This window comes from Streptomyces sp. ISL-100 (assembly GCF_018614615.1).
Lineage (GTDB): Bacteria > Actinomycetota > Actinomycetes > Streptomycetales > Streptomycetaceae > Streptomyces.
In genome coordinates this window covers 25,420-44,187 of record NZ_JAGGOK010000094.1, presented here as the reverse complement: position 1 = coordinate 44,187, position 18,768 = coordinate 25,420, and the positions used below count along the sequence as shown (strand labels likewise).

At 71.1% G+C, this 18,768-nt stretch carries 13 protein-coding genes; 3 read left to right on the top strand and 10 right to left on the bottom strand.

Annotated features, from left to right (window positions below; translation table 11 throughout):
• Positions 1-88: 88 nt before the first annotated feature.
• The 4 genes from hemW to lepA all read right to left on the bottom strand — a co-directional run bounded on the left by hemW (position 89) and on the right by lepA (position 7,526).
• Positions 89-1,321, bottom strand: a complete 1,233-nt coding sequence (gene hemW, locus J7E89_RS34695; RefSeq protein ID WP_214979487.1) for a radical SAM family heme chaperone HemW — start codon at positions 1,319-1,321, stop codon at positions 89-91.
• 36 nt (positions 1,322-1,357) lie between these two features.
• Positions 1,358-3,358, bottom strand: a complete 2,001-nt coding sequence (locus tag J7E89_RS34690) for a SpoIIE family protein phosphatase (RefSeq protein WP_374196956.1) — start codon at positions 3,356-3,358, stop codon at positions 1,358-1,360.
• Between the two features lie 189 nt (positions 3,359-3,547).
• Entirely contained in the window at positions 3,548-5,437 is a 1,890-nt protein-coding gene (locus J7E89_RS34685) for a long-chain fatty acid--CoA ligase (protein WP_214979485.1), read from the bottom strand.
• A gap of 223 nt (positions 5,438-5,660) precedes the next feature.
• Complete coding sequence (gene lepA, locus J7E89_RS34680) at positions 5,661-7,526, bottom strand: translation elongation factor 4 (protein ID WP_214979482.1); 1,866 nt, start codon at positions 7,524-7,526, stop codon at positions 5,661-5,663.
• Between the two features lie 182 nt (positions 7,527-7,708).
• On the opposite strand from lepA, the gene rpsT reads away from it, so the two are divergent.
• Complete coding sequence (rpsT, locus tag J7E89_RS34675; RefSeq protein ID WP_214979475.1) at positions 7,709-7,975, top strand: 30S ribosomal protein S20; 267 nt, start codon at positions 7,709-7,711, stop codon at positions 7,973-7,975.
• 233 nt (positions 7,976-8,208) lie between these two features.
• Here rpsT and holA read toward each other — a convergent pair whose 3' ends face one another.
• Positions 8,209-9,192, bottom strand: a complete 984-nt coding sequence (holA, locus tag J7E89_RS34670; protein ID WP_214979473.1) for a DNA polymerase III subunit delta — start codon at positions 9,190-9,192, stop codon at positions 8,209-8,211.
• Between the two features lie 57 nt (positions 9,193-9,249).
• Here holA and J7E89_RS34665 point away from each other — a divergent pair, with 57 nt between their 5' ends.
• Together J7E89_RS34665 and J7E89_RS34660 are read left to right on the top strand one after the other, a co-directional pair.
• Entirely contained in the window at positions 9,250-9,495 is a 246-nt protein-coding gene (locus J7E89_RS34665; protein ID WP_214979471.1) for a hypothetical protein, read from the top strand.
• Between the two features lie 73 nt (positions 9,496-9,568).
• Positions 9,569-10,027 carry a pyridoxamine 5'-phosphate oxidase family protein gene (locus J7E89_RS34660; RefSeq protein ID WP_214979469.1) on the top strand — a complete coding sequence of 153 codons (459 nt, stop codon included), beginning with the start codon at positions 9,569-9,571 and terminating at the stop codon, positions 10,025-10,027.
• Here the strand turns inward: J7E89_RS34660 and J7E89_RS34655 are convergent.
• The 5 genes from J7E89_RS34655 to leuS form a co-directional block, all read right to left on the bottom strand.
• A complete protein-coding gene (locus tag J7E89_RS34655) occupies positions 10,024-12,528 on the bottom strand; it encodes a ComEC/Rec2 family competence protein (protein WP_214979467.1) in 2,505 nt (834 codons plus the stop codon). The genes J7E89_RS34660 and J7E89_RS34655 overlap by 4 nt on opposite strands.
• The gene (locus tag J7E89_RS34650) at positions 12,525-13,295 is read right to left on the bottom strand and encodes a helix-hairpin-helix domain-containing protein (RefSeq protein ID WP_374196955.1); all 771 of its coding nucleotides are present in this window, start codon (positions 13,293-13,295) and stop codon (positions 12,525-12,527) included. The genes J7E89_RS34655 and J7E89_RS34650 overlap by 4 nt, the downstream gene beginning before the upstream one ends.
• Before the next feature lie 693 nt (positions 13,296-13,988).
• The gene (locus tag J7E89_RS34645) at positions 13,989-14,834 is read right to left on the bottom strand and encodes a DegV family protein (RefSeq protein WP_214979465.1); all 846 of its coding nucleotides are present in this window, start codon (positions 14,832-14,834) and stop codon (positions 13,989-13,991) included.
• Between the two features lie 78 nt (positions 14,835-14,912).
• Positions 14,913-15,638, bottom strand: a complete 726-nt coding sequence (locus J7E89_RS34640; RefSeq protein ID WP_214979463.1) for a hypothetical protein — start codon at positions 15,636-15,638, stop codon at positions 14,913-14,915.
• Between the two features lie 127 nt (positions 15,639-15,765).
• Complete coding sequence (gene leuS / locus J7E89_RS34635) at positions 15,766-18,630, bottom strand: leucine--tRNA ligase (protein WP_214979461.1); 2,865 nt, start codon at positions 18,628-18,630, stop codon at positions 15,766-15,768.
• Positions 18,631-18,768 lie beyond the last annotated feature (138 nt).

Below are 18,768 nucleotides of genomic sequence, written 5' to 3'. Positions count from 1 at the left end.
AGTTGCCGCAACGCGGCACTATCCGGCGGGAAGGGGCGGGTAGGCGAACAGCGCCGCAGGCAACCCGCACACCCCACCCGCGCCAGGGTCAGTCCACCAGGTCCCGAACCACCGCATCCGCCAGCAACCGCCCCCGCAACGTCAACACCGCCCGCCCCGCACCGAACGGCTCCGCAGCCAGCAGCCCCTCCCCCAACGCCCGCTCCGCCGCAGCCAACCCCGCCGGCGCCAGCAGCGAGAGCGGGCAGCCGTCCGCGAGCCGGAGCTCCAGCAGAATCCGCTCCACGCGCCGGTCCTCCGCCGGGAGCACCTCACGCCCGGCCCCTGGAGACCGCCCCTCCCCCAGCGCCTGCGCGTACGCCCCCGGGTGCTTCACGTTCCACCACCGCACCCCACCCACATGGCTGTGCGCACCAGGACCCGCGCCCCACCAGTCCGCCCCGCGCCAGTACAGCTCGTTGTGCAGGCACCGCGCCGCATCCGAAGTGGCCCAGTTCGACACCTCGTACCACTCAAAACCCGCCGCCGACAGCGCGGACTCCGTCATCAGGTACCGGTCGGCGTGTACGTCGTCGTCCGTCATCGGCACCTCGCCCCGCCGGATCCGCCGCGCCAGCTGCGTCCCCTCCTCCACGATGAGGGCGTACGCACTCACGTGGTCAGGACCCGCCCCGATCGCCGCGTCCAGCGACGCCTGCCAGTCCGCGTCGCTCTCCCCCGGCGTGCCGTAGATCAAGTCAAGGTTTACGTGTTCGAAGCCCGCCCCCCGCGCCTCCGCGACGCACGCCTCCGGCCGCCCCGGCGTATGCGTACGGTCCAGAATCTTCAGCACGTGCTGCTTCGCGCTCTGCATCCCGAACGAGACACGGTTGAAGCCACCGGCCCGCAGCTCCTCCAGATACGCCGGATTCACCGACTCCGGATTCGCCTCGGTGGTGATCTCCGCGTCGTCCGCGATCCCGAACTCGTCCCGGATCGCCCCCAGCATCCGTACGAGATCACCCGCCGCCAGCAGCGTCGGTGTACCCCCGCCCACGAAGACCGTCCGTACCTCACGCGGGTCGTCGCCGAGCACCTTCCTCGCCAGGCGCACCTCCTCCACCAGCGTGTCCGCGTAGTTGTCGCGCGAGGCCAGCGCACCGCCCGAGCCGCGCAGCTCGGTCGCCGTGTAGGTGTTGAAGTCGCAGTAGCCGCAGCGCGTCGCGCAGTACGGAACGTGCAGGTAGAAGCCGAGCGGCCGCTCGGCCGCGCCGGCCAGGGCGTGCGGTGGCAGCGCCCCGTCTTCGGGCATGGGCTCACCGTCGGGCAGTACAGAAGGCATGCCCCCATTGTCACAGCTCCGGTCACATTGCCTGGGTCACATCGCCTGGAGGACCAGCAGAGCCACATCGTCGTCGGGCGGCGTCGGCGAGAAGTCGTGCACCTCGCGCATGATCCGTTCGGCGACCCCCTGCGCGCTCAGCCCCACGCACCGCCCGAGCGCCGCCGCCAGCCCGTCCGCGTCGTCGAACATGCGCCGCCCGGAGCGCCGCTCGGTCACGCCGTCCGTGACGCACAGCAGAGTGTCGCCCGCGTGGAGGACGAAGGTCTCGCTCTCGTACGTCACGTCGTCGAGGACGCCGAGCAGCATCTGGGAGACGGCGGCCGGCCGTACGCTCCCGTCGGGCCGGAGCACGAGCGGCAGCGGATGCCCGGCGCAGGCGAGCGTGCAGCGCACCCCACCGCCGTCCTCGGCCGGGAGCGGCACCAGCTCGCCGTACAGGAGCGAGAGGAAGCGGGGCTGCGGCGGCGCATCGCGCAGGCCGACGGGTCCAGCAAGGCCGGCGGGTCCTCCAGCAGCGCCGGGAACTGCTGAAGCCCCGGCCACCGCCATCCTGGCCGTCGCCTCCGCCGCCTCCACCGCGTCGTCCAGCAGCAGCCCGTTGAGCCGCCCCAGCACCTCCCCCACTGCCCGGCCCTCGCGCGCCAGCAGCCGCAGCCACGGCCTGACGAGGCCGGTCACGACCGCCGCCTCAGGCCCGTTACCCTGGACGTCGCCGAGGGAGAAGGACCAGCTGCCGCTCGCGCCGGGGAAGACGTCGTAGAAGTCGCCGCCCGCGACGCCCTGCCCGCGCGGCTCGTAGACGAGGGCCTTCTCGATGCCCGGGATGTCGGCCATCTGACCCGGCAGCAGGGCCCGCTGGAGAACACGGCTGATGGTGGCCTGCCGGGTGTACTGGCGGGCGGCTGCGACCGCCAGCGCGACCCGGCGTACGAAGTCCTCGATCAGGCCGGTCACTTCGTCGGGCATCCGCGTCAGTCCCGCTCGCCCCAGCATCAGCGTCCCCAGCCCGCGCCCGCCCGCGATCAGCCGGTACGCGACCGCGGCGCCATCGGTGTCGGCGGTACTCGCGGTGTCCGCAGTACCTTCAGCGCTCCCCGGATCCTCCACGCCCGGCCACGGCACCGGCACCGGCCCGCCGCGAGCAGAGTCCGGCACGGCGGGCGGCTCCTTCTCGACGCGCCCGCGCAGTTCCTCGATGCTGCACTCGCGCTGGTGCCAGACGCGGGCGAGGCGGGGCGCCGCGCCCTCCTCCTCCAGCCACACCGCGCACCAGTCCGCGAGCCGCGGTACCAGGAGCTGCGCGGCGAGCGCCGCGATCATGTCCTCGTCGAACTGGCCCGTCAGCAGGTCGGACGCCTCGGCGAGGAACGAGAGCGCACCCCGGTTGATCCAGTCGCTGTCGTACTCGCGCGCGGTCCGCCGCGGTACGGGCGCGAGAATCTCGGCGGCGCGCAGCCCGCGCTGGAGCGCCTGGTCGGCCATGTCGGCCGGTCCAGGAGGCATGGCCGGGAGCAGGCCCGGGAGAACGCCGTCGATGGCGATCCGGGCCCAGATGGTCTTGAGGCCGGTGCGGTAGGTGACGCCCCAGCACGTGGAGAGGGCGGCGACGAGGTGCAGGCCGCGCCCGAACTCGTGGCCGCCGGTCGTCGGCGATCCGCCGGGTTCGTTCCGTACGACGCGGGCGGGGTGGTGGTCGGAGACCTCGACGACAAGAGCGGCGGGATCGTCCTCCGTCGCTTCCTCCAGGTGGCACACCAGCTCCACGTTGGTACCCGCGTGGACGACCGCGTTGGTCACCAGCTCGTTGACGAGGATCACGGCGTCGTCCGCGAGCTGGTCGGTGAAACCGTCGGCGGCTGGCAGCCCGAGCCCGGTCCATTCGGCGAGCGCCGCCCGGACGAAACGCCGGGCGGCGGCGGGCGCGAGCGGGTTCCCCGGCAGGCTGGTCCAGGCGGCCGAGTGCGGGTCGGACAGGCCGCCCGGCAGGTGCGTCGAGCGGTACGTACTCTCCCGCTGCCTCGGAATGGACCCCACTGGCCGGCTCCCCGTCGGTTCTCTGTTTACGCCGCCGCTGGCGACATGGAACAGAGTGACAGACTGAGGCCGCACATAAGCGCCGAGTCACCGAAGTGGTCGCAATGTGCCGAAGTTGTGGAGGTACTGCGCGGGCGAAGCCGTTGTCGGCCCCGCCCGCGCCACCGGTTTGTCAGCTGTTGCCCTCTTCTACGCCTCGCGCGAGCCCGCGTACATCTCCTCGATGAGGTGCTTGTACTCGCGCTCGACGACCGGCCGCTTGAGCTTGAGGCTCGGCGTCAGCTCGCCGTGCTCGATGTCCAGGTCGCGCGGCAGCAGCCGGAACTTCTTGATCGTCTGCCAGCGCTGCAGGCCCTCGTTGAGGCGCTTCACATAGCCCTCGATGAGTTCCTCGGTCTTCTTCGCGGCGACGACCTCGGCGTACGACTTGCCCTCCAGGCCGTTGTCCTTGGCCCAGCCGAGGATCGTCGGCTCGTCGAGTGCGATCAGCGCGGTGCAGTAGTTGCGGTCCGCGCCGTGCACCAGGATGTTGGAGACGAACGGGCACACCGCCTTGAACTGGCCCTCGACCTCGGCCGGCGCGATGTACTTGCCGCCCGACGTCTTGATCAGGTCCTTCTTGCGGTCCGTGATGCGCAGGTATCCGTCGACCGACAGCTCGCCGATGTCCCCGGTGTGCAGCCAGCCGTCCGGCTCCAGCACTTCGGCGGTCTTCTCGGGCAGCTGGTGGTAGCCCTGCATGATGCCCGGGCCGCGCAGCAGGATCTCGCCGTCGTCCGCGATGCGCACCTCGGTGCCGGGGAGCGGCTTGCCGACCGTGCCGGTGCGGTACGCCTCGCCCGGGTTCACGAAGGAGGCGGCGCTGGACTCGGTGAGCCCGTAACCCTCCAGGATGTGGATGCCGGCGCCGGAGAAGAAGAAGCCGATGTCGGGCGCGAGCGCCGCCGAGCCGGAGACGCAGGCGCGCAGCCGCCCGCCGAAGGCGTCGCGGATCTTCGCGTAGACGAGGGCGTCGGCGACCTTGTGCTTGGCGGTCAGGCCGAAGGGCGCGGAGGCCGTGCCCGTGCGGCGGAAGTTGTCCTGCGTGACCTTGGCGTACTCACGGGCGACCTCGGCCGCCCACTGGAAGATCTTGTACTTCGCGCCGCCGCCGGCCCGCGCCTTGGCCGCCACGCCGTTGTAGACCTTCTCGAAGATGCGCGGCACGGCGGCCATGTACGTCGGCTGGACCACCGGCAGGTTCTCGATGATCTTGTCGACCCGGCCGTCCACGGCGGTGACGTGCCCGGCTTCGATCTGCCCGGAGGTCAGAACCTTGCCGAAGACGTGCGCGAGGGGCAGCCACAGGTACTGCACGTCCGTCGCGCTGATGAGCCCGGTCGCCACCGTGGCCTTCGCCATGTACGACCAGCAGTCGTGCGGCAGCCGTACGCCCTTGGGGCGGCCCGTGGTGCCGGAGGTGTAGATGAGCGTCGCGAGCTGGTCCGAGGTGATGGCCTCCACCCGCTCGGTGACGGCCTGCGGGTGCTTCTCCAGGTACGCCGCCCCGCGCACCTCCAGCTCGGCGAGGGTGAGCACCCAGCCTTCGGGGTCGTCCTCGGCCGGCTCGACGCCGGTGGCGTCGATGACGACGACGTGGGCGAGGTTCGGCAGGTCGGCGCGCCGCTCGCGCGCCTTGGCGAGCTGCGACGCGTCCTCGGCGATCAGCACCCGGCTCTCGGAGTCGGCCAGGATGTACGCCGACTCCTCGGCGTTGGTCGAGGGATAGACCGTCGTCGTCGCGGCGCCGGCGCACATCACGCCGAGGTCGGCGAGGATCCACTCGACGCGGGTGTTGGAGGCGAGCGCGACGCGCTCTTCGGGCTGTACGCCGAGGTCGATGAGGCCGGCGGCGATGGCGTACACGCGCTCGGCCGCCTGTCCCCAGCTCAGTGACTTCCAGGCGTCGGCTCCCTGCCCGGCGGGGGCCGGTACGGGGTAGCGGTAGGCCTCGGCATCGGGCGTGGCAGCCACGCGCTCAATGAAGAGGGTCGCCACCGACGGCGGCCGGTTCTCGATCAAGGTCTGTGTGTCGCTCACGACGTCCTCCGGGCCTGCGCATACTGCACGGCTGGCTGGTATTTAACTGGCGAGTAACCTTCGAGTGGTGATCAGAGTAAAGCGCGAGTGCCCGGGGCGTAAGGGCCTGCGGCACGCGGCTTCATAACGGAACGGCACCGCCGTCACCAGCGTCTCCTCACATACGAAAGCGCCCGTCCGTGAGTACGGAGGGCGCTTTCGCACATGCTGTCGTATGTCGTGACTACTTCTTCTTGCCGCCGGAGTCGTCGCTGGACAGCACCGCGATGAAGGCCTCCTGCGGGACCTCCACGCTGCCGACCATCTTCATCCGCTTCTTGCCTTCCTTCTGCTTCTCCAGCAGCTTCCGCTTACGGGAGATGTCACCGCCGTAACACTTGGCGAGGACGTCCTTGCGGATGGCGCGGATGGTCTCGCGGGCGATGACCCGGGAGCCGATGGCCGCCTGGATGGGGATCTCGAAGGCCTGGCGCGGGATGAGCTCGCGCAGCTTGGCGACGAGCCGCACGCCGTACGCGTACGCCGCGTCCTTGTGCGTGACGGCGGAGAACGCGTCGACCCGGTCGCCGTGCAGCAGGATGTCGACCTTGACGAGCGAGGCCGCCTGCTCGCCGGTGGGCTCGTAGTCCAGGGAGGCGTAACCGCGCGTCTTGGACTTCAGCTGGTCGAAGAAGTCGAAGACGATCTCCGCGAGCGGGAGGGTGTAGCGGATCTCGACGCGGTCCTCAGACAGGTAGTCCATGCCGAGCAGCGTGCCGCGGCGGGTCTGGCAGAGCTCCATGATCGCGCCGATGAACTCGCTGGGAGCGAGGATCGTGGCCCGTACGACCGGCTCGTACACGTCCGAGATCTTGCCCTCGGGGAACTCGCTCGGGTTGGTGACCGTGTGCTCGCTGCGGTCTTCCATGACGACGCGGTAGACCACGTTGGGCGCGGTGGCGATCAGGTCGAGCCCGAACTCGCGCTCCAGGCGCTCGCGGATCACGTCGAGGTGCAGGAGGCCGAGGAAGCCGACGCGGAAGCCGAAGCCGAGCGCCGCGGAGGTCTCGGGCTCGTACACCAGGGCGGCGTCGTTGAGCTGGAGCTTGTCGAGCGCCTCGCGCAGGTCGGGGTACTCGGAGCCGTCCAGCGGATACAGACCCGAGAAGACCATCGGCTTCGGGTCCTTGTAGCCGCCGAGGGCCTCGGTGGCGCCCTTGTGCAGGGAGGTGATCGTGTCACCGACCTTGGACTGACGGACGTCCTTCACGCCGGTGATGATGTAGCCGACCTCGCCGACGCCGATGCCGTCGGACGGCGTCATCTCCGGGGAGGAGACGCCGATCTCGAGCAGCTCGTGGGTCGCGTTGGTGGACATCATGCGGATGCGCTCGCGCTTGTTGAGCCCACCGTCGATGACACGTACATAGGTGACGACACCGCGGTACGAGTCGTAGACCGAGTCGAAGATCATCGCGCGGGCGGGGGCGTCGGCGTTCCCGACCGGAGCCGGTACGTCCTTGACGACCCGGTCGAGCAGCGCGTCCACGCCGAGACCGGTCTTCGCCGAGACCTTGAGCACGTCCTCGGGCTGGCAGCCGATGAGGTTCGCCAGCTCCTCGGAGAACTTCTCCGGCTGGGCGGCCGGCAGGTCGATCTTGTTGAGGACGGGGACGATCGTGAGGTTGTTCTCCATCGCCAGGTAGAGGTTGGCGAGGGTCTGCGCCTCGATGCCCTGGGCGGCGTCGACGAGGAGCACCGTGCCCTCGCAGGCGGCGAGCGACCGCGAGACCTCGTACGTGAAGTCCACGTGTCCCGGGGTGTCGATCATGTTCAGGATGTGGGTCGTCCCCACGTCCGGGCCCTCGTTGGGCGCCCAGGGAAGGCGGACGGCCTGGGACTTGATCGTGATGCCGCGCTCGCGCTCGATGTCCATCCGGTCGAGATACTGGGCACGCATCTGCCGCTGGTCGACCACACCGGTCAGCTGGAGCATCCGGTCGGCAAGGGTCGACTTGCCGTGGTCGATGTGCGCGATGATGCAGAAATTGCGGATCAGCGCCGGGTCGGTACGGCTCGGCTCGGGCACGTTGGTAGGAGTCGCGGGCACGCAGGGTCTCGTCTCGGGGCGATGTTGGATCGATACGTAGCTTCCATGGTCCCACGGACGGGCGGCGGGCCTCGGTTTGGGCCGTCAGGCGGGCCGCTGGTACGCTGAGCAGCTGTGTCTCGCATGCCCTCTAAGCGGCGCGGCACTCATCGAAGATCCAACGAACCTGTAGAGGCTCTTTCGTGGCGAACATCAAGTCCCAGATCAAGCGGAACAAGACGAACGAGAAGGCGCGCCTGCGTAACAAGGCCGTCAAGTCTTCGCTCAAGACCGCGATCCGCAAGGCCCGCGAGGCTGTCACTGCGGGCGACCTCGAGAAGGCCACTGTGGCCGTCCGCGAGGCTTCGCAGAAGCTCGACAAGGCAGTCTCCAAGGGTGTCATCCACAAGAACGCCGCCGCCAACAAGAAGTCGGCGCTGGCGCACAAGGTTGCCTCCCTGCAGGGCTGAGCACTCACTTGAATGACCTGCACCACCTGCACGACCGCCGGTAGGGACTCAGCGGGCCCTCTCTTCCGCTCCTGATCCGGCACCTCCGCGCCGCACGCGGCCTGCGTTCGCCACGCGGGTGCGGCGCACCAAAGCTTTCACAGGCTTCATGGCTTCATGGCTTGACGCGAAGGCCCCGTTCGCCCGTCCTCCCCAGGACGGCGGCCGGGGCCTTTGTGCTGCTGCTACTTGTGCTACTTGTGACGGGCGGCGCGGGCGACGGTAACGACCGCCTTCTCCAGCGCGTACTCCGGGTCGTCCCCGCCGCCCTTGACGCCGGCGTCGGCCTCGGCGACGGCCCGCAGCGCGAGCGCCACGCCGTCCGGTGTCCAGCCGCGCATCTGCTGCCGCACGCGGTCGATCTTCCACGGAGGCATGCCGAGCTCGCGGGCGAGGTCGGCGGGGCGGCCGCCGCGGGCGGAGGACAGTTTGCCGATGGCCCGTACGCCCTGGGCCAGCGCGCTGGTGATCAGGACCGGCGCGACGCCGGTGGAAAGCGACCAGCGCAGGGCCTCCAGGGCCTCGGCGGCCCGGCCCTCCACGGCGCGGTCGGCGACCGTGAAGCTGGAGGCCTCGGCGCGGCCCGTGTAGTACCGCCCGACGACAGCCTCGTCGATGGTCCCCTCCACGTCCGCGCAGAGCTGGGAGACGGCGCTGGCCAGCTCGCGCAGGTCGCTGCCGATGGAGTCGACCAGGGCCTGGCCCGCCTCGGGGGTCGCGGAGCGGCCCAGCGCGCGGAATTCGGACCGTACGAACGACAGGCGCTCGGCGGGCTTGGTGGTCTTGGGGCAGGCGACCTCGCGGGCCCCCGCTTTACGCGCCGCGTCGAGCAGCCCCTTCCCCTTCGCCCCACCCGCATGGAGCAGTACGAGCGTGATTTCCTCGACGGGGGCTTCGAGGTAGGACTTCACGTCCTTGATCGTGTCGGCGGAGAGGTCCTGCGCGTTCCGCACGACGACCACCTTGCGCTCGGCGAAGAGCGACGGGCTTGTCAGCTCGGCCAGCGTGCCGGGCTGAAGCTGGTCGGGCGTGAGGTCACGTACGTCGGTGTCGGCGTCGGCCGCGCGGGCGGCCGCCACCACCTGCTGCACGGCACGGTCGAGCAGCAGGTCCTCCTGCCCCACGGCGAGGGTGAGGGCGGCGAGCGGATCGTCGGTCGAATTCTTCCTGGTGGCCATCGTGGTCCAGCATCCCATGGCTCACTGACAGTCCCGTTCGTGTTGGAGAATGGGCAGGTGAGCGAAGTGAGACACGTACTGGTACTGCCGGATCGGGACGCCGCCGAGGAGGTGGCCCTGGAGCTTGGCGAGCGCTTCGGAGCTGTCGAGGAGCCGCAGCTCATACGGGACGCGCTGGCCGGCGAGGACGATGCCGAGGACGCGCAGTGGCTGGTCGTGGTGGACGACCCGGGCCGGCGTCTCGACCCCGGGGCGCTGCACGCACTGGCCGGCGAGTACGAGGGATGGCTCGAACGGGCCTGACGTCCGCCTGACCTCCGGTCCTAGGTCGGTTGGCCGAGGCACGCGGGCATACCCCGTCGATAGCGTGCCGGGCATGACGACCACTGAACCGGCGCGCAGCCGGGAGCAGCGCAAGCAGGACGTACTGGACCGGCTGGCGAAGGACGACGACCTGTGGGTCGCCACGGCGTCGGCGGACGGCGAGCCGTGTCTCGTCCCGCTGTCCTTCGTCTGGGACCGGGACACGCTCCTGATGTGCACCAGTCGTACGAACCCGACGGCACGGAACCTGACACCCGCCGGGGAGGTACGGGTCACCCTCGGCCACACCAGGGACGTGGTGCTGATCGAGGGCACCGCCGAGCCTGTGGAGGGAACGGACCTCGCACCGGAGTCCGCCGACGCCTTCGCCGCGAAGCTCAACGGCTGGGACCCGCGGAACCGGACGACCTGGGTGTACCTCCGCATCACCCCGCGAGCTGTGAAGGCGTGGCGCGAGGAGAACGAGCTGGCCGAGCGCGAACTGATGAGGGACGGCGACTGGCTCGTCTAGCCCGCGGACCCCGGACCCGCGGGCACCGCCCGCAGGCCGGGACCCGAGCCGGTCACGGCGATCGCCCCGTCCGTGTCCGTGCGGAGCACCGTGGCCCCACCCGTGCGCAGCGCCGTGAGCGTGCGCGGCGAGGGGTGGCCGTACGGGTTGTCCCGGCCGCAGGAGACCAGAGCGAGCCGGGGGCGGGCGCGGGCGAACAGGGCGGGGTCCTGGTAGGCCGAGCCGTGGTGCGCGACCTTCAGGACGTCCACGGACGGGAGTGTCGGATGGGCTCTCAGCAGCCTTTGCTGTGCCGGGGGTTCGAGGTCGCCGAGGAGCAGCAGGGTGAGCGCGCCGGAGCGGACGAGGAGCGTGACGCTGGCGTCGTTCGGCTCTTCGGGCGTCGGTACCGGGAGGGGCGGCGGCCACAGCGTCTGCCAGGACAGCTGCCCGATGCGGCGCCGCTCCCCCGGGGCCGTCGCGAGTAGCGGCACTGCTGCGGCTGCCGCGGTCCTGCGCACGAACGCACTCTGCTCCAGGGGCTCCTGAAGCGTCGTCGTACGGATCTCGCCCACCGAACGGCCTCGCAGCACACCCGGCAGCCCCGCCACGTGGTCCGCGTGGAAGTGGGTGAGCACAACGAGCGGGACCCGGGTGACGCCGAGCTCGCGCAGGCAGCGGTCGACCTGCTGCGGGTCCGGACCCGCGTCGACGACAACGGCCGTTCCCTCGCCCGCCGCGAGGACGGAGGCGTCTCCCTGGCCGATGTCGCACATCGCGAACTTCCAGCCCGGCGGCGGCCATCCGGTGATGATCCGGGTGAGCGGCGCCGGCCGCAGGATCGCGAGCACCAGGAGCAGCGCGCAGGCCGCGCTCAGCCAGGGGTGGCGCAGCAGTCTGCGGGCCACGAACACGGCCACCGCCGTCACGGCGGCCAGCAGCAGCCCGCCGTGCCAGCCGCCCGGCCAGTCGATCTCCGCGCCGGGCAGCGCGGCCCCGGTACGGGCGACAGAGGCGATCCACCCGGCCGGCCACCCCGCGCACCGGGCCAGCAGTTCGGCGAGGGGCATCGCCACCGGAGCTGCCGCCAGGGCCGCGAACCCGAGCACCGTCGCGGGAGCCACCGCGAACTCCGCGAGCAGGTTGCAGGGGATCGCCACCAGGCTCACCCTGGCCGCCATCATGGCGACGACGGGCGCGCATACCGCCTGAGCGGCGGCTGCCGCGGCCAGCACCTCCGCAAGCCTCGGCGGCACGCCGCGCCGTCGCAGCGCGGCGCTCCAGCGCGGGCCGATGGTGAGGAGGGCGCCGGTGGCCAGTACGGAGAGCAGGAACCCGTAACTGCGGGCCAGCCACGGGTCGTACAGGACGAGCAGCAGGACGGCGGCCGCCAGGGCGGGGATCAGCTGCCTGCGGCGGCCCGTACCGATGGCGAGCAGCGTGATGAGCCCGCACGCCGCGGCCCGCAGCACGCTCGGTTCCGGCCTGCACACGACGACGAAGGCGAGCGTGAGCGCCCCGCCGAGCAGCGCGGTCGCCCGCAGGGGGATGCCGAGGCGCGGGGCGATCCCTCCCCGTTCGGCGCGCAGGGCCGTGCCGGGCGGTCCGATCAGCAGGATCAGAATGATCGTGAGGTTGCTTCCTGATACGGCGAGAAGGTGCGTGAGGTCGGTGGCCTCGAAGGCCTCGTGCAGTTCGGGCGGCACCCTGGAGGTGTCACCGACGACCAGCCCCGGCAGCAGTGCCCGCGCGTCCGGAGCGAGCCCGTCGGTGGCCTCGCGCAGCCCGGCCCTGAGACCACCGGCCGTGCGCTGCACGTCGGTTGGCGGGCGGACCGTCTTCGGCGGTTCGCCGTCCGGCACGCGCAGCACTGCGGCGACGGGGTCGCCGCCGCTGCCGCCCGTCGGGGGTGTGAGCCGCGCCGTGAGCCGCAGCCCGGTGGACGGCAGCAGCCGCTGCCACTGGGCCGCCGCCGGCCCTCGGGCCGGTGCGATCAGCAGGACCGGTGTACGTACGGCGGAGCTGACAGTCCCGCACGTCACGCGGGTGATGTCGGCGTTGAGCACGACCGACGTCGGCAGTGTGTGGTCGCCGCGCACGCGCGGGCGGGTCGTGCGGGCGTCCGAGGTGACCGTCAGTTCCGCCGTGACCTGCGCGTACTGGTGCGCCAGGCCCGGTACGGGGCCACGGTGGAGATCGGCCGCGTGCAACCCGGCCGAGGTGGCCCCTGCCGCCGCACACAGCAGCGCGGCGGCGACAGCGGTGACGCTCAGCCCGCGCCGGACCGCGGCCCCGTGCCTTGCCCGCCACGCCCGGACCACCAGCAGCCCGGCCGCTACGCCCACGCACGCCAACACGAACCCGGCCGCCCAGCGGCCCGAGGCCCCCACCGCCACGGAAGCCGCAGCCCACGCGGCCAGCGCGGGCGGCACCAGACGCAGATCGGCCGGCCCTTCCTGCCAGGGGTCGGACGCCCCCAGCCGATGTCCGGACGCGACGTGAACTGCCGGGCGGCGCGTCATGGCCGTACGAGAGGCTGTAGATCCGCGAACCGGCGGTCGCCGATTCCCTTGACTTCGCTGAGCTCGTCGACGGAACGGAACCCGCCGTGTTCGGTCCGGTAGTCGATGATGTGCTGCGCCAGTACGGGACCGACCCCGGGCAGCGTCTCCAACTGCTCGGCGGTAGCGGCGTTCAGACCGATCGGCCCTGGGGTCCCACCGACAGCCGCCGCACCCCCGCCCCCGCCCCCGGCAGCCCCTACCGGTGCGGGCACCCCCACCACCACCTGCTCGCCGTCCATGAGGAGGCGCGCGCGGTTGAGCCCGGCGGTGTCCGCGTCCGCCTTGATGCCGCCGGCGGCCCGCAACGCGTCGGCGACCCGCGACCCGGCAGGCAGCCGGTGAATACCCGGCTGCCGTACCTTGCCGCTCACATCGACGACGATGCGCCCCTCACCGGGCCCGCCCGGCCCATAGGGGGCCATCGTCGGAGGCGGCCCCGGCGACGGTTCCGGCCGCTCGGCGACCTGCCCAGCACCGACAACCTGCGGCGGCTGTACGGACTGTGGCCGCCCCGCCCAGAAATGCTGCGCGGCGAAGACCGCACCGACGACGAGAACAACGGCCAGCGCGGCCAGCGTCCTGGGCTCAAGCCCGCACCGTGACTGCACCCAGACAGGCAGCCGCTCCCGCACAGCGGCCCGCACCCGCCCCAGGCGGCCCTCACCATCGCCCGCACCCAACACCGGCGCCGGAACATCTGCCTGGCGTACCGGCCGACCCGCCACCGCCCAGGAGGGCGCAGCCCGGGCAGCCGCCCCGGGAGCCACAGCCCGTACATCATCGGCCACCCGACGCGGCCGATGCGGCCCAACCCGGGGCCGCCCACGGGAGACCTCCTGCACCGAGGCGGCCCGCGATGCCCCCCGCTCAGCCGCCGGAGCCGAAGCCGGAGGAGCCACAGCGGGCTCCGAACCCGGCGCGGAAGCCGGTGCGCGAACCGAAGCCAACGCAGGAGCCGGGTCGGGAGCGAGCGCGGGAGCGGGCGCCGAACCCCGAGAGGAAGCGGGAGCCGAGGCAGGAGCCGGAGCCGGAGCCGGAAGAGCCGATGCCGGAGTCGATCTCGGCGGCGACGGTGGCGGTGGCGGTGGAGTGTTCGTGGTCAGCGGTGTCCGGCGCGGCACCGTCTCGAACAGTGCCTCCGCGCGGCGGCGCAATGCCGCGGACGCGGCGGATTCGTGAACGCGGCGGCGGCCCCTTCGGCCGTGCCCGTGGCGGGAGCGTGCGTCGGACGACCGGACGTCGGAGGCCGGGGCGCGGCCCGGTCCACTGGTCGCGGAGCGGGCGGCGCTTGAACGTGAGCGTGATCGGAGAGCCATGTCACGAGACGGTAGGCACATCCGCCCGTCCCCGCTGATCACGGTCGATTCCCGTGGAAAACCAGTGAGTTGTGGATATCCGGGTCACCCTCAAGAGGGGTGTTACTGAGGCGCGACCACAACTCCCAGCAGCCCGGGCCCCGTATGCGCGCCGATCACCGCCCCCACCTCGCTGACATGCAGCTCCGCCAGCCCGGGAACCCGGACACGCAGCCGCTCCGCCAGCCGTTCGGCCCGATCGGGCGCCGCCAGGTGGTGCACCGCGATGTCGACGCGGCGCGTCCCCGCCCGCTCGGCGGCGATCTCCTCCAGCCGCGCGATGGCCTTGGAGGCCGTACGTACTTTCTCCAGCATCCCGATGCGGCCACCGTCCAGCTCCAGCAGCGGCTTCACCGCCAGCGCCGACCCCAACAACGCCTGTGCTGCGCCGATGCGGCCGCCGCGGCGCAGGTAGTCGAGCGTGTCCACATAGAAGTACGCCGACATGCCCGCCGCACGCTTCTCCGCGGCGGCCACCGCCTCGTCGACCGTGCCTCCCGCGTCGGCAACCTCCGCCGCCGACAGCGCGCAGAAGCCGAGAGCCATCGCGACCATCCCCGTGTCCACCACCCGCACCGGCACCGGAGCGCCCTGCGCGGCGAGGACGGCGGCGTCGTACGTTCCGGAGAACTCGGAGGACAGGTGCAGCGACACGATGCCGGTGGCACCGGCCTCCGCCGCCGCGCGGTAGGCCGCGGCGAAGACTTCGGGGCTCGGCCTCGACGTCGTCACGGACCGGCGTTTCTGCAGTGCCAGGGCCAGTGAGCGGGCCGAAATCTCGGTGCCCTCCTCCAGGGCCTGATCGCCGATGACGACGGTCAGCGGCACCGCTGTGATGCCGTGCCGCTCCATCGTCTGCTGCGGCAGGTAGGCCGTTGAATCGGTGACGATAGCGACATGGCGGGACATGAGCGGGAGGTTACCCGGCGACGGCGCCCAACGGCAGTCCGGCCCCGTTCAATGATCCGTTCCGGGTCGGTAACCGTCTCAGACGGTGCCCTCCGGGCGGGCCGCCTTCTGCCACGGATACGTGGTCTGCCGGCGAGGGTCACGCGCCGTGATCGCCTCAGGCCCGGCAGCGGACCGGCGCGCCGCATCGGCGGTATCGGCCGCGTCGGCTCGGTCCGCCGCCGCCCCATCAGCCCCAGCAGCCGCGTCCGCTTCCGGCGCAGTGGCCCAATGCCGCAACGCCCCCGACTCCACCTCGATCTGCGCGCTCAGCGACGCGAGGTCGTCGTCCGCGAAGCGCTGCGCCCGGTCCCGTGCCGCCCACCGCAGCGAGTCCGTCGCATGTGTCACCCGTTCCGTACGCTCACGCAGTTCCGGCAGCAGCTCCGCGACCCGCGCCTTGTCCGGCTCGCGCTCCAGCCGCTTCAGGTCGTCGTCCAGTTCGTGTCCGTGCGCGCTCAGCCGTTCGAAGAGGCCGATCGACTCCGACAGCGAGGCGTCCTCCGCGACGCCCGCGTGGAGCGCCTCCTGGGTGGCCTTCATCGACGTACGCAACGAAAGCCTCAGCTGCGCGAGCTCCCCGGCGACGCCCACCTGCCCGAAGCTCTTCGCCCGCAGAGTCGTGTCCTCGACGGTGCGCCGCGCCTGCGTGATCGTACGGTCCACGCTGCGCTTGGCCGCACCGACCGCCTTCACGCTCACATACACCCCCGCCGCCACGAACGCCACGAAGAGCAGCGCAAGGATCAGGATGACGGCTTCCATGAGCGCCCCTCCGTTGTCGGTCCAGCCGGCCACTCGGCTTTCGTGGTCTCTCCACCGTAAACGGAACAGGCAGGCCGAGGGTTCCATGGGAACCCCCAACCTGCCCGTAGGGGAAAGTACCTATGCGTTACGCGGGAACGATGTTCACCAGCTTCGGCGCCCGCACGATCACCTTGCGGATCCCCGCCCCGCCCAGCGCCGCGACCACCGCGGGGTCGGCCAGCGCCAGCTTCTCCAGCTCCTCGTCACCGATCGAGGGGGAGATCTCCAGCCGCGCCTTGACCTTGCCCTTGACCTGCACCACGCACGTCACGGTCTCGTCCACGACGTACGCCGGATCAGCGACCGGGAAGTCCTGGTAGACCACGGAATCCGTGTGCCCCAGCTTCCGCCACAGCTCCTCGGCGATGTGCGGCGCCAGCGGCGCGACCAGCAGCACCAGGCGCTCCGCCACCGACCGCGAAAGCGGGCCGCCGGCCTTCGTCAGGTGGTTGTTCAGCTCGGTGACCTTGGCGATCGCCGTGTTGAAGCGCATCCCCGCCATGTCCTGGCCGGCGCCGTCGATCGCCTTGTGCAGCGCACGCAGCGTGTCCTCGTCGGGCTCGGTGCCGACCACCGTGGCCTCGCCCGTCGCCTCGTCGACGATGTTGCGCCACAGCCGCTGCAGCAGCCGGTACTGCCCGACCACCGCGCGCGTGTCCCACGGCCGCGACACGTCCAGCGGGCCCATCGCCATCTCGTACAGCCGCAGCGTGTCCGCGCCGTACTCGGCGGAGATCTCGTCCGGAGTGACGGCGTTCTTCAGGGACTTGCCCATCTTGCCCAGAACGCGGCTGACCTTCTCGCCCTGGTACCAGAACCCGCCGTCGCGCTCCTCGACCTCGGCTGCCGGCACCGCGATACCGCGCGAGTCCCGGTAGACGAAGGCCTGGATCATGCCCTGGTTGTACAGCTTGTGGAACGGCTCGGACGACGACACATGCCCCAGGTCGAACAGCACCTTGGACCAGAAACGCGCGTACAGCAGGTGCAGTACGGCGTGCTCGGCGCCGCCGACATACAGGTCCACGCCGCCGTGCGGCATGCCCTCGCGGGGCCCCATCCAGTACTGCTCGATCTCCGGATCGACCAGCTTCTCGCTGTTGTGCGGGTCCAGGTAGCGCAGCTCGTACCAGCAGGAACCGGCCCAGTTCGGCATGGTGTTGGTCTCGCGCCGGTACTTCTTCGGTCCGTCACCCAGGTCCAGCGTCACATTGACCCAGTCCTCGTTGCGCGACAGCGGCGTCTCGGGCCGGGAGTCGGCGTCGTCCGGGTCGAAGGTGCGCGGCGAGTAGTCCTCGACCTCCGGCAGCTCCAGCGGCAGCATCGACTCGGGCAGCGAGTGGGCGATGCCGTCCTCGTCGTAGACGATCGGGAAGGGCTCGCCCCAGTAGCGCTGCCGGCTGAACAGCCAGTCGCGCAGCCGGTAGTTGACGGTGCCCTCGCCGATGCCGCGCGCGGCCAGCCACTCGGTGATCTTCGCCTTGGCGTCGACGACGCCCAGCCCGTCCAGCGAGATGTCCTTGCCCGACGAGTTCACGATCTTCGCGTCGTACGAGGCGAACGCGTCGTCCCACTCCGCCGGGTCCGTGCCCCGCCCGTCCGACGGCTCGACGACGCAGCGCATCGGCAGCTCGAAGGCGCGCGCGAACGCGAAGTCACGCGTGTCGTGCGCCGGTACGGCCATGATCGCGCCGGTGCCGTAGCCCATCAGCACGTAGTCCGCGATGAAGACGGGCACCTGCTCGCCGCTGACCGGGTTGACGGCGTATGCGCCGGTGAAGACGCCGGTCTTGTCCTTGGCCTCGGCCTGCCGCTCGACGTCGGACTTCGAGGCGGCCTGGGCGCGGTACGCCGAGACGGCGTCGACCGGGGTGGCGTGACCGCCCGTCCACACGTCGTGCGTGCCCTCGGGCCAGGCGGCCGGGACGATCTTCTCGACCAGCTCGTGCTCGGGCGCCAGCACCATGTACGTCGCGCCGAACAGCGTGTCCTGACGGGTGGTGAAGACGGTGATCGCGTGGCCGTCGACGGGGAAGTCGACGCGCGCGCCCTCGCTGCGCCCGATCCAGTTGCGCTGCTGCAGCTTGATCGCTTCGGGCCAGTCCACGCCGTCCAGGTCGTTCAGCAGGCGGTCCGAGTAGGCGGTGATGCGCATGTTCCACTGGCGCAGCTTGGCCTTGAAGACCGGGAAGTTCCCGCGCTCGGAACGGCCGTCGGCGGTGACTTCCTCGTTGGCCAGTACGGTGCCCAGGCCCGGCGCCCAGTTCACGGGCGCGTCGGAGGCGTACGCCAGGCGGTAATCGCCCAGGACGTCGGCGCGCTCGGCGGCGCTCAGCTCACTCCAGGGGCGCGCGTCCGGCGTCGTACGCTCCCCGCTCTCGAACTGCGCCACCAGCTCGGCGATCGGCCGGGCGCGGTCAGCCTCCTTGTCGTACCAGGAGTTGAAGATCTGCAGGAAGATCCACTGGGTCCACTTGTAGTAGTCCGGGTCGATCGTCGCGATGGAGCGGCGCTTGTCGTGGCCCAGGCCCAGCCGGCGCAGCTGCTGCTTCATGTTGTCCATCGCCGCCTCGGTCGACACCCGGGGGTGCGTGCCGGTGGCGACCGCGTGCTGCTCGGCGGGCAGGCCGAAGGCGTCGAAGCCCAGTGTGTGCAGGACATTGTGGCCGGTCATGCGCTGGTAGCGGGCGAAGACGTCGGTCGCGATGTAGCCCAGCGGGTGGCCGACGTGCAGACCGGCGCCCGAGGGGTACGGGAACATGTCCATGATGAACTTCTTGGGCTTGGCGGCCAGCTCCGCGTCGCCCGCCAGGTCACCGCTGGGATTCGGCGCCTCGTACGTACCCTCGGCGTCCCAGAAGTCCTGCCAGCGTGCCTCGATGTCAGCGGCCATCGCGGCCGTGTAGCGGTGCGGTGCTGCCACCTCGGCAGCAGAATTCGTCTCGCTCATGATCCTCAAAGCTCCATCGATCGTCTCTGCCAGCGGCTGCGACATTCAGACTGTGACGTTCAGCGAATGAACTGTGACGTTCAGCCAATGAAAAATCCCCTCGCACAGGAGGGGACGCCGCGCCGATTCCGACCGGAT